This is a genomic window from Larkinella sp., from assembly GCF_965227735.1.
Lineage (GTDB): Bacteria > Bacteroidota > Bacteroidia > Cytophagales > Spirosomataceae > Larkinella.
This window is the reverse complement of sequence record NZ_OZ245776.1, coordinates 5,579,925-5,592,329: the sequence shown is the minus strand read 5'-3', so window position 1 is coordinate 5,592,329 and position 12,405 is coordinate 5,579,925. Positions and strand designations below refer to the sequence as shown.

Sequence of the window (12,405 nt, the reverse complement as noted above, 5' to 3'; positions counted from 1 at the left end):
CGGATGATTCGTGTAGAATTGTGTTACATCGCCAGGAATAAGGGAATGATCTCTTAATATTCGGCCAAACGGGGCAGTTCCACCGTCCGCAACCAATACCGCAAGGTGGTTTGTAACTGTTCCTGCCAGTCTTCAAACAAAACCGGCTTGGTGTGAAACGCCCGTGCGCCGAGCCGGTAGGCCTGGCTGATGTCTTCGGGCCGCGACGATCCCGACCACATCACGACGGGAATCTGCTGGTAGTTTTCGTTGGCTTTCAGTTGCCGGAGGGTTTTCAGTCCGTCCAGAACCGGCATGAAAAAATCCAGCATGATCAGCGACGGGTATTCTTCCGGGAGAATGCTCTGAAGATGCGTCAGCAGGGCTGCACCGTGCAAAAACCGGCGAATTTTCAGATCCGGCTGTATTTCATGAATCGCCCGATCGATGTAACTAAAATCGGTTTGATCGTCTTCCACAACGTAAAAAGTAATACTCGTTTCCATAGCGTTTCGCAACTTACTTCATCCAATCAAAATAAAATATACTGCCTTTACCCACTTCCGATTCCACCCACACTTTTCCACCCTGCTCTTCGACCAGCATTTTTAGAATGAACAACCCGACGCCGGTGCTGCTTTCGGCCTGGGCAACGTTGGAGGTGGTGCGAAATAACTTAAAGATCGCTTCGTGTTCATCCGGTGCAATTCCCGGGCCATTGTCTTTGACGTAAAATTCGATGGAGCGGCCCCGGTCGTGGCAACCGATTTCAATGAAACCAACGGGTTTGTCATTGTATTTGATCGCATTACTGATCAGGTTTTGAAAGATCTGATGCAGCTTGATTTTTTTGGTATGTAACACCGGCAATTGCCCTTTAATTTCGATGGAAATATGCCGGGGTGGAAAAATCAGCAGGGCAATCTGATCGACCAGTTCGTGCACATCCACCTCCTCGACGGTTTGCTGCGCCACATTTTTCCGCGAATACTCCAGCAGGGAATTGATCATGTCGGACAAATGAAAAGCCGCCGATTTCGAGTGACCCACGTATTCCTGAATTTCTTCGCGCGGAACCACCTCTTCCTCGTTTTTCATTTCGAGCAACGACAGAGCCGCAATCATGCCCACCAAAGGCGATTTCAGATCATGCGCGACGATGTAGACAAATTTCTCCAGTTGCTTATTTATTTTCTCAAGCTGGAGCGCCGTCTGCTTCAGTTCCTGCTGGTAATGATACAGTTGCTCGAAAACATTTACCTTCGCTTTGGTCACGTTGACATCCAGCGGTTTTTGCAGGTAATCGACCGCCCCTTCGTCAAACCCTTTCAGAATATACTGCTCCTCCTTGTTGATGGCTGTCACGAAAATAATGGAGATGTCCCTGGTTTTCGGGTTGGATTTCAGAATCCGGGCGACTTCAAAACCATCCATTTCGGGCATCTGAACATCCAGCATAACCAAACCAATCCGGTCGTTTTTCAGGGCATATCGCAACGCTTCGTTGCCCGACGTCGCCTTGATGAACGTTCGCTGGTCGTTCGCCAGCATTTCTTCGAGCACAAGCAAGTTCTCCTCGCGGTCGTCGACCAACATGATCGTCATGTCCGGAGAGTGGTTCGCTGTTACCATTCGTTTTTCTGTTAATCGTTGAGTGTGTGTAAAAAAGACGCAATGTGTTCGGGTGTCAAAACGACAGCCTTTGAATTTCGATTGATAGCCGCTTGTGGCATCACGGGATACTCGGCGGTGGCCGGGTCCTGAACAATGGCCACCCCGCCCTGCTGAACGATGGCCAGCAGCCCGTCGGCGCCGTCCTGGTTGGCGCCACTCAGCAGAATCGCCACCGCGCTACCAGCGTAGGCCATCGCAATGCTTTCAAACGTGACGTCAATCGACGGACGGCTGTAATGAACCGGCTCGGAATAGTCCAGACTAATCGTCTGATCGGCTTCAATCAGCAAATGGTAATTCTGCGGAGCCAGATAGACCCGGTGCGCCAGAATGGCCTCCTTGTCGTCGGGTTCACCAATCACAAGCCCCCGGCCTTTGCTGGTCAGGATGGCGTCCATGCTGCTGGTAACGTTCTTCAGCCGGTGCAAAACCACGAAAACCGCAAACGGAAAATTCGCCGGCAGGGCCTGCAACAAAGCCGTCACGACCGGTATACTACCCGCCGAGCCGCCAATTGCCACCACTTTACATCCGGTCATCGGTTTTTCGGTTTAAGGTTTTCGGTATACAGTTTTCGGTGCGGTTCCCCGCCGGGACTGACGCATTCGAAGCTGCACGCGCCAGCGACCGAAAACTGTAAACCGTATACCGACCATTTATAACTTACTCCGGTAGATCCGAACCACCGGGTTCACGACATCGAACTGATCCCGGGCCTCCGAAAACAGCAGCGATTCTTTCATGCCCAGCGCCAGATACCCCAACGGAGCCAGGCTGTTGCTGAACAGCGTCATGACCCGGTTTTGCAACTCCCGGTTGAAATAGATCAACACATTCCGGCAACAAATCAGTTGAAACTCATTGAAAACCTGATCGGTTGCCAGATTATGCGTCGCAAATACGATACTCTTCCGGTATTCCTTGTGAATAATCGCGTTCTCGTACCGGGCCGTGTAATACGACGAAAAATCGTTCGTTCCGCCCGCCTGAATGTAGTTGGACGTATACTCTTTCATGTTCTGCAACGGCACGATGCCCTGCCGCGCCCGCTCCAGATTGGCCGGATTCAGGTCGGTGGCATACAGGCGCGTCCGGTTGAGCAAACCTGTTTCGTGCAACAGGATCGCCATCGAAAACACCTCCTCACCGGTCGAACAGCCCGCGTGCCAGATTTTCAGGATCGGGTACGACGCCAGTTTCGGCAATACGGTATTTCTCAGTTCTTTATAAAAAGCCGGATCGCGAAACATCTCCGTGACGTTCACCGTCAGCGACTCGATAAACCAGGCAAAAAACCGGTCATCGTTCGTCAACTGGTACTTCAGTTCGTAGGCCGTCCGACAGCCCGCTTTCTGCATACACCGGATGACGCGACGCTGGAGCGACGCCCGGGCGTAATCGCCGAAATCGTAGCCATACTGCCGCCGAACCAGGTGAACGATCTCTTCCAGTTCTTCCACCGAAATGTGAATCGGCCCGGTCATACTTTGACGGATAACCAGACCCGCATTAACGAAAATAACCGGCCGCTGTCGATCGGTTTGGTGATGTAATCCGACGCCCCGGCCTCGATGGTTTTTTCGCGGTCGCCGGGCATGGCCTTGGCCGTCAGGGCAATCACCGGCAAATGCAGCAGTTTCAAATCCGAGCGAATCCGGCGGGTGGCTTCATAGCCGTCCATTTCGGGCATCATGATGTCCATCAGCACAATGTCGGTATCCGGGTGCTGCTGCAACACCTCCAGCGCTTCCCGGCCGTCGACGGCGGTCAGCACGTTCATTTGCTGGTCTTCCAGCAAAGTACTCAGCGCAAAAACGTTCCGCATGTCGTCGTCCACCAGCAACACTTTTTTCCCCTGCAGGCTCTGGTCGTTGATTTTGGTCAGCGGTTTGGGCAATTCCTTTTTCTCGACTTCCTGCACTTTATACAGAAACAGTTCCAGTTCGTCCATCAGCCGGTCGATGGCCTGCGACGACTCCCGGATCACGACGTCGGACAGTTTTTTGAGCTGCCATTCGTCCGCCGGTTTCAGGTCTTTGTCCATGTAAATGATCACCGGCAGCGATTCCGTCGGCATGGCTTCGCGCAGGTCTTTCAATTGATGGACCCCTTTCTCCAAATCGCCCCCCATGTCGACAATCAGGCAGTCATACGGTTCTTTCCGCAGTTTTCCCAGTGCTTCCGCGTTGGTGGCGACGTATTCGCACTCCAGATCAAATTTTCGCTGTCCGATAAATTGCCGCAGCGAATCGTCATTCAGGTAATTGCCCGACAACACCAGCACCTTCTTGATCTGGCCCTGCAAGTGGTCGCTGATCCGGTCGAATGCCTTTTCCAGATCTTCTTTTTCGACCGGTTTCCGGATGTACGCCAGCGCATTTCCGATGCCCAGCTTCGGCTCGTCAGCCGCCGACATTACGTGCACCGGAATGGCTTTCAAATTCTCGTCGTTTTTCAACCAGTTGATCACGCTCCAGCCATCCACCACCGGCAGTTGCATGTCCAGAATAATGGCCGACGGTTTGTATTTCCGGGCGTAATAAATGCCTTCGTCGCCCCGCAAAGCCACAATCGTCTTGTATTTTTTGTTACGGGCAAAATCCTGCACAACCCCGGCAAAAATGGGATCGTCTTCCACAATCAGCATCACTTTATCGCCTTTTTCCAGCGTATTCCGGTCGTCTTTCAACGTGTTCTGTTCAACAATGCCGTTTTGCAAACGCGGCAACGCGCCGTTCAAAGGCGTCGAAGAAACACTTTCCTTTTTCGGTTCGGGGGCAACAGGGTTGGGTTTATCGCCGGTTTGTGCTTCGGTCAGCGGCAAATAAACCGTGAACGTGCTCCCCTGCCCTTCTTCGCTTTGCAGCCGCATTTCGCCACCGAGCCGCTTCACCAGTTCCTTGCTGATGGAAAGTCCGAGACCCGTACCGCCATACTTGCGGCTGGTCGAACCGTCGGCCTGCTGAAACGCTTCAAAGATAACCTGCTGCTTGTCGGGCGAAATGCCGATGCCGGTGTCTTTGACGGCAATCACCAGCCACCGGTCGGCTTCCAGGAGGGGTTCATTGGCAAAACCGTCCATCGGACGCCTGGTGCTGAACGAGAGCGTTACCACTCCGCGTTGGGGTGTAAATTTGAAGGCGTTGGACAACAGGTTTTTGATAACCTGCTCCAGCCGCTGTTTGGCAATGAACAAAACCGGCGGCACCGACTCGTCGACCTCGGTGATGAGGGTAACGCCTTTCTGCTCTGCCACCACGCTGAACAGTTGCTCCTGATCGTAGACCATCCCGCTAACCGTCGCATTTTCGGCCACCATATCAATTTTCCCGGCTTCAATCTTGGACAAATCCAGAATGTCGTTGATCAGATTGAGCAGATCCGAACCCGATTTATGGATCACATTGGCGTATTCGACCTGTTTACCGGTGAGGTTATTGGCCTTATTCTCAGACAACATTTTGGCCAGAATCAGAACGCTGTTCAGTGGAGTCCGCAGTTCGTGCGACATATTGGCCAGAAACTCCGACTTGTAGCGACCGGTTTCTTCCAATTCACGTGCCTTCAGGGCGAGCGACTGCCGGCCCACTTCCACGGCCTCATTTTTCTCTTCCAGTTCGGCGTTGATCTGCCGCAATTCTTCCTCCTGTACCTTCAGTTCTTCTTCCGACGCCTGTAAAATTTCGGCCTGCCGCGTCAGTTCTTCGTTCGATTGCCGGAGTTCTTCCTGCTGGTTTTCCAGAATTTCTTTCTGTTCCTGCACCTGTTCCAGCAGGCGGTTTACCCTTCGGCGGGCGTCGGCAGCGTTCAACGCAATGGCAATGTTGTTGGCAACAGATTTCAGCAAATCGAGTTGCGTGGGGGTCAGCGGCTGGAACGTCGCCAGCTCAATGACGCCTTTCAGTTCTTTTTTATACCAGAGCGGCACACAGATCACTTGCCCCGGAACGGCTTTGCCACTGCCCGACTGAATGGCCCAATAGTCGGCCGGAACGTGGCTGGTCACCACCACATCTGACTCCGTGGCCGACTGCCCCACCAGTCCTTCTCCAATGGCATAATACCGGGTGGTGTGGGTCGGCAGCGCAACCGATGCGTTCAGTTCCAGGTGCTGTTTTTCGTCGTCGTAGCAGTAAAAACCGCCCGCCTGAACGTCGAGGTACCGGATCAGTTTTCGCAGGACTTCCTGCGCCAGCGACTCCGATTCGCCCACGCCCTGAACCGAATCGTTCACCACCGTCATGCCGGTCAGCAGCCAGTTTTTTTCCAGGCTGATCTGGTTGAGCTGTTCGACTTCTTCCAGGTTCTGAACCAGCCGGGCTTCCGCTTTCTGGCGCTTATTCATCTCATACCAAAACAGATAGGAAACAACGATGCCCAGAATCAATAAAATAACCGCCCCGACACTGAACACATAAATGGCCATGATAACGGCCCTGTCGCTTTCTTTCTCACGGTTGGTCAGGCGTAATTCCTCCACCCGAATCATCTCGTCCAGCGTTTTCCGAACCTGGTCCATCCGCTCTTTTTCGCCGTCGGTTACGCGGATAATATCGGCTCTCGTATATTGGGCGGCATCGACGCCCAGGCCGTTCCAGTATTGCAATAATTCGCGAATATGCCTTTCGGCATCCATCACCCGTTCCGTTTGTTCGGGACTGTCGATCACCAGCTTTCGAATGGCATCAGCCGACCCTTCAATTTTTCCGACGGCCTCATAATACGGTTTTAGAAAACGCTTTTCGTTCGTACCCCGAAAGCCCCGCCGACCGGTTTCCATATCAACCAGCAACTGTTCCGTTATGGCGATACTCTTCAGAACCTGATAGCTATGCCGAACCCGTTGCGCTTCTTCAAGCTGACTTCGAATGGTTCGAAACGCGATGATACCAAGCGCAACAAAAAGAAACAGAGCCAGGACAATCCCAATATACAACCGATTGGTCGACGATAATTTCATACAGTTGAAACGTCAAAACGGCGGGCAACAGAGGCAGAACGTGCGCGAAGTAGTTTCGCAACATAGGCGGCAAATACGGAATTTGGCAATCCCGGTTTATCCGTGACACGATCCAGTTGGCATACGACAAAACCCGATGATGAAGCCATTCAATAAATTACAAATAGGCAAAAATCGTACCGCTATTGTTACTACATTTACGAAGCTGTAGATTTAATAGCATTCCCTAAAGCTAGTAAGGAATTCATTTTATCAGACAAAGAACCATAAAAAAATATCAGACTGTTGTTCCAGAAAATAGTGTTGTGTATTTTGCCGACATCCCGATTTTGAACATGAACCCTCCAGGTGTGCAACAAACCAGAAAAACTGACTTGACTGTTCGGGTTCTGATCGTTGAAGATAATTTCATTAACCAGACATTTTTATCCACCCTCCTCCGCAAATACGGTATCCCGAGTGTGGTGGTCAACAATGGGCTGGAAGCCGTCAACTTTCTGAAAAAAGAAACCGTCGATCTGATCCTAATGGACATTCAGATGCCGGTTATGGACGGTTTGACGGCTACGCAGCAGATTCGGCAAGAACTGGGTTTATCGATTCCGGTCGTGGCCGTTACGTCGAATCCGGAGTTCGAGGTACGTCCCCGGTGTCAGGCGGCCGGCATGAACGATTTTCTGGCGAAACCGATTCAAAAAAAGCAACTGGAGGCCGTTCTGGAGCGGTTTTTACCCCGGAAAGATGAACAAACGCCGGTGGTCGATCAAACCTATTTAAGAGAGATTACCGGGGGAGATCACGACTTGATTAACGACCTGATTGTTTTTTTTAAGGTCGAACTTCCGATCAACAAGCAAGCTCTGTTCGAGGCTTTGGACCAGAATAACCGCGATGAGTTCGACCACCTGGCGCACCGTTTCCGCTCGTCGCTCAACTCCGTGGCCATGCTCGACATTGCCGCCGGGCTAAAAAAAATTGAGAAAAATCCGGCACTGACCGACCAGGAAGTTCGGGAAAGTCTGACGGATCTGTTCCGGCAAATTGCAGTAGGTCTGGAAACGCTGGAAGTATTGATCAGGCGGTGACCGGTTACAATCGGTCCGCTAACAAGATGTTTGGGATTGTATAGGATAATAATAATAAATGAAAAATGATGAATACCGAATGTAGAAGTGCTGGATTGGAAGCTACTTCTACATTCGGTATTCATCATTTTTCATTTATTATTATTTGAAGGAGAGTGAAATCCTAAACAGGTTCTACAACAAGAATTTCAGCCGGATCACTTCCTTCTCGTTCAAATACCGCCACGTACCGCGCGGCAATTCTTTCTTGTTCAGACCGGCATACACCGTCCGGTCCAGTTTTGTCACTTCGTACCCGAAATTTTCGAAAATCCGGCGAACAATCCGGTTGCGCCCGCTGTGAATTTCGATGCCGATCACCTGGGCATCCGGCGTCACAATTCCCAGATCGTCGGGTTTGATATAACCGTCTTCCAGTTCAAAACCGTCCCGAATCGCTTCGAAATGCTCGTTGGTCAACGGTTTATCGAGTTCCACCTGGTATACTTTCTTGATTTCGTTCGACGGATGAGTCAGTTTCTCCACCAGTTCGCCGTCGTTCGTCAGCAGCAGCAAACCGGTGGTGTTGCGGTCCAGACGGCCCACCGGATAAATCCGGTACGGCGTGGCACCCGCCACCAGATCCATCACCGTGTTGCGGTCTTCCGGATCTTCCGTCGTCGTGATGTAATCTTTCGGTTTATTCAGCAACACGTAGGTCATTTTCTCCGGATTCAGCACCCGCGTACCGTATTTGATCACATCCGTGGGCTGCACTTTGTAGCCCATTTCGGTCACCACTTTGCCGTTTACACTAACATCGCCTTTGGCAATCAGTTCATCGGCATCCCGGCGCGAGCAAATACCGGCGTTGGCAACATACCGGTTCAGCCGGATCAATCCGGAGTCGGCATCCCGCGGTTTTTTATCACGGTCACTGCTGCCGGCCTGCTCACGCACCTTTTCGTGCCCAATTCGCTTCAGTTTTTTGTCGCGCGAATTGCGGCTTCCCAGCGCCTGCTCCTTCATCTTGTCGATGTCGTACTCCGGTGCCCGCGAACGGCCTACCTGACGACCCCGGCTCTCCTCGATTTTGCGCTGTTTGGCCTCATCGTTGTCATCCCGCCGTTCCCGGTCATACCGCGAAGGTTGATCATCCTGACGCGGACGGTCGAAATCACGTCGCTCGCGGTCGCCCGGACGGCTGTCCCGGCTAAATCCTTTGTTTTCGTCACGCGATGCCCGCGGACGGTCGAAATCCCGGCGCTCGCGATCGGCGGGACGCTCGTCGCGCGATCCACGGTCATCCCGGCGCGGGCGATCAAATTCCCGACGCTCACCGCCAAACGGGCGGTCGTCCCGGCGGGGCCGATCAAACGCCCGGCGTTCGCGCGGTTCGGCTCCGGGTTCGGTGTTGCGGTCGTCGCGCGGTTCTCCCTCACGGCTCCGTTCGCCGTAGCTGCGTTCCGACCCAAACCGGCTTTCCCGGCGTTCGGGCCGGTCAGACTGCGGTTTTGAATCCTCATTCCGCGTCCGGTCACCGTACGTTTTTTCACTGCCAAATCGGCTGTTGCGGGTTTCCGACTGGCCACCATTGCGGCCATAGCGGGGTTTGTCATCCCGCGAACCCGAACCGCCAAACCGGCTGCTGCGGTTGTCAGAGCGGTCATCCCGGCGAAAATCTTTATTGTCATCCCTTGGTCCACGCGGGCGGTCGAAATCACGGCGGGGTCCACCGCCTTCAAACCGGCCACCACGCGGGCTATCACTGCGGGGGCGTTCATCCCGGTTGCGATCCGGGCGATCCGATGACGAACCGGACGACCGGCGATCATCATTCCGTTCAAAACGCGGCCGATCCGGGCGCGAACCTGCATAATTCGAGCCACCCGTCCGGGGCCGTTCCGATCGTTTGTCGTCAAACCGGCGGTCGCCGGACGCCGGACGTTCTCCCCGCGGTTTGTCGAAACCCGGTTTGTCGAAACTGCGCTCTTTGCGCTCCTCCTTACGGTCTCCGGAGTCTTTGCGTTTGACGACGTTGCTGTAGAATTTATTCGTCGTCTCCGTCTGACCATAGCCTCCCGACCTGCCTTCCCGGCGCCCCTGGGGTTCTTCTCTTTTTTTGCTCATAAAAGTTGCAGTATCACTACTGTAGTTATTGTAAATTCTATTGATTATCAGCCAGTTCGAAAACGCGTCCTGAAATGGGCTGCAAAGTTAGCGTATTTTAGTGTAACTTCTGTCTTTGTTCTGAAATGCAACACCATTTCGTCCGGAAACAATTCCTAACCTCACAACAATTCTGATTCCCCTTACCAATGGCTTCTGCAACGACTTCTATACAACCTGACTCCAAAGAACCCATCTGGAAACCCGACCGGCGGCTGATCGACCAATCGCAGATGAAACGCTACCTCGACTGGTTGTTTGTCAAGAAAGGGCTGTATTTCCGCGACTACCACGACTTGTGGGACTGGTCGACCACCGATCTCGAAGATTTCTGGCGCAGCATCTGGCAGTTTTTCAACGTCCAAAGCCACCGCGATTACCAGGAAGTGATCGAAAAACCGGCTTCGGGCATGATCGGAACCCGCTGGTTTACCGGAGCCACGCTCAACTACGCCGAACATATTTTCCGCAACAAAACCAGTGAACGCCCGGCCATCCTTTTCCAGTCGGAACAACAGCCGCTGACGTCGCTAAGCTGGTCAGAACTGGAACAGCAGGTGACGGCCATCGCCCACTACTTACGCGAAAACAACGTCCGGCCCGGCGACCGCGTCGTGTCGGTGTTGCCCAACATCCCGGAAGCCGTCGTGGCCTTTCTGGCTACCAACAGCGTAGGGGCCATCTGGTCGAGTTGTTCACCGGATTTTGGCACGCCCAGCATCATCGACCGCTTCCGGCAAATCGAGCCGAAAGTACTCTTTGCCATCGACGGATATCACTATAACGGAAAACCGATCGACAAAACTGACGCGCTGAGCGACCTGCTGACGGCCCTGCCCACGTTGAAGAAGGTGGTCTGGGTAGCCAATCTTGATCCTGATTTCGAACCCCCGACCGGCCCCCGCAGCAAGTCGGTTTTGTGGAATTCGGTCCTGCAAACCAACACGGCGATTCCCCTGGTTTTTGAACCGGTGCCGTTCGAACACCCGATCTGGATTCTGTTTTCGTCGGGAACAACCGGCAAACCGAAGGCCATCACCCACAGCGTCGGGGGCTGTTTGCTCGAACACCTGAAGGCGCTGGCCCTGCACCAGGACGTTCAGCCCGGCGACCGGTATTTCTGGTATTCCACGACGGGCTGGATGATGTGGAACTATTCGGTGGCGTCGCTGCTGGTCGGGGCCACGCTGGTGATCTACGACGGTTCGGCGGGGTATCCGAACATGGACGTGCTCTGGGATCTGGCTGAACGCGCGCGGGTCAATCATTTCGGTGCGGGAGCTGCTTACCTGCTGGCCTGTATGCGGACGGGGCTTTCCTACATCGGGAGTTCCAAATTACTGCACCTCAAAACCATTGGCTCTACGGGTTCGCCCCTGCCGCCCGAGGGCTTCCGCTGGGTGTATGAATCGGTAAAAAAAGACGTCTGGCTGGTGTCGCTCAGTGGTGGCACGGACATTTGCAGCGGTTTTGTCGGCGGCTGTCCGCTTTTGCCGGTATACGAAGGCGAAATTCAGTGCCGGATGCTGGGGTGTAAACTCGAATCGTTCGATGAAAACGCAAAACCGATCCGCAACGAGCTGGGTGAGATGGTGATTCTGGAACCCATGCCGTCGATGCCAATCTATTTCTGGAATGACAATAACAATGATCCGGCAGGTAACCAGCGCTACAAATCCAGCTACTTTGACCAGTACGAGGGCATCTGGCGGCACGGCGACTGGATCAAGATTACCGACCGCAAAACCGTCGTCATCTACGGTCGCTCCGACGCCACGCTCAACCGCGACGGCGTTCGGATTGGCACGAGTGAGGTGTATAGCGCCGTCGAGAGCGTTCCCGACGTAGCCGACAGCCTCGTGGTTTGCCTCGAACTCCCCGGCGGACGGTATTTTATGCCCTTATTCGTGGTACTCAAAGGCCAGACCACCGATCCGGCGACCGAACTCAACGCAGAAATGGCGCAACGAATCCGACTCGCACTCCGGACGCAATACAGCCCCCGACACGTTCCCGACGCCATGTTTCAGGTGCCGGAAATACCGTATACGATCAGCGGAAAAAAAGTGGAAGCCCCCGTCAAAAAGATTCTGATGGGCATTTCGCCCGAACGGGTGACGAGCCGCGATACGCTCCGGAATCCGTCGGCGCTGGATACCTTTATTCTGTTGGCCGACACCATGAAATCCGATTTGTTGGTGAAATAGGAGAGTCGGAATAAATTCTATATCTTTCATCCCGTTTCGGCAAACATTTTGCCCGTATTTTATCGTTATGCAGTAAGTGCTCACGGGCTTATTGATGTAAATTAAATATCCGCCGAAGTAATTGTTTACCAGCCCACTGCTTTAGTTACCAGCCCACTGCTTTAGCTGTGGGTAAATTGAAGTGAAACCAAATGATTAAGAAACCGTTTTAACGGTTTTGCCGGAACATGAAACCGTTAAAACGGTTCGGTTAGCAAGGGGGGACTTTTCGCTTTACCCACAGCTAAACGGGGCCGCCCGAGCGGCAGTGGGCTGATAAGCCAAAAAGTGAATTCGGCGGGTATTTAATTTA

At 53.2% G+C, this 12,405-nt stretch carries 8 protein-coding genes; 2 read left to right on the top strand and 6 right to left on the bottom strand.

From position 1 onward, the window contains the following. Positions 1-53: 53 nt before the first annotated feature. The 5 genes from ACO064_RS21900 to ACO064_RS21880 all read right to left on the bottom strand — a co-directional run bounded on the left by ACO064_RS21900 (position 54) and on the right by ACO064_RS21880 (position 6,613). On the bottom strand, positions 54-485 hold the full coding sequence (locus ACO064_RS21900) for a response regulator (protein ID WP_114404055.1): 432 nt from the start codon (positions 483-485) through the stop codon (positions 54-56). Between the two features lie 13 nt (positions 486-498). Next, positions 499-1,611 (bottom strand): sensor histidine kinase, encoded by a 1,113-nt coding sequence (locus tag ACO064_RS21895; RefSeq protein WP_421829355.1) that lies wholly within the window; start codon positions 1,609-1,611, stop codon positions 499-501. Between the two features lie 11 nt (positions 1,612-1,622). Continuing rightward, positions 1,623-2,192: a chemotaxis protein CheB gene (locus tag ACO064_RS21890; protein WP_421829354.1), complete on the bottom strand. Its 570-nt coding sequence runs from the start codon at positions 2,190-2,192 to the stop codon at positions 1,623-1,625. 117 nt (positions 2,193-2,309) lie between these two features. After that, entirely contained in the window at positions 2,310-3,137 is an 828-nt protein-coding gene (locus tag ACO064_RS21885) for a CheR family methyltransferase (RefSeq protein WP_421829353.1), read from the bottom strand. Continuing rightward, positions 3,134-6,613: a response regulator gene (locus tag ACO064_RS21880; RefSeq protein WP_421829352.1), complete on the bottom strand. Its 3,480-nt coding sequence runs from the start codon at positions 6,611-6,613 to the stop codon at positions 3,134-3,136. Before ACO064_RS21880 ends, ACO064_RS21885 begins: the two co-directional genes overlap by 4 nt. 374 nt (positions 6,614-6,987) lie before the next feature. On the opposite strand from ACO064_RS21880, the gene ACO064_RS21875 reads away from it, so the two are divergent. Beyond that, a complete protein-coding gene (locus ACO064_RS21875) occupies positions 6,988-7,698 on the top strand; it encodes a response regulator (RefSeq protein ID WP_421829351.1) in 711 nt (236 codons plus the stop codon). Between the two features lie 174 nt (positions 7,699-7,872). Here ACO064_RS21875 and ACO064_RS21870 read toward each other — a convergent pair whose 3' ends face one another. Then, positions 7,873-9,807, bottom strand: coding sequence for a pseudouridine synthase (locus tag ACO064_RS21870; RefSeq protein ID WP_421829350.1), 1,935 nt, complete (start codon positions 9,805-9,807; stop codon positions 7,873-7,875). A gap of 188 nt (positions 9,808-9,995) precedes the next feature. Between ACO064_RS21870 and ACO064_RS21865 the strand changes: the two genes are divergently transcribed. Beyond that, positions 9,996-12,053, top strand: a complete 2,058-nt coding sequence (locus ACO064_RS21865; RefSeq protein WP_421829349.1) for an acetoacetate--CoA ligase — start codon at positions 9,996-9,998, stop codon at positions 12,051-12,053. Positions 12,054-12,405: the final 352 nt, after the last annotated feature.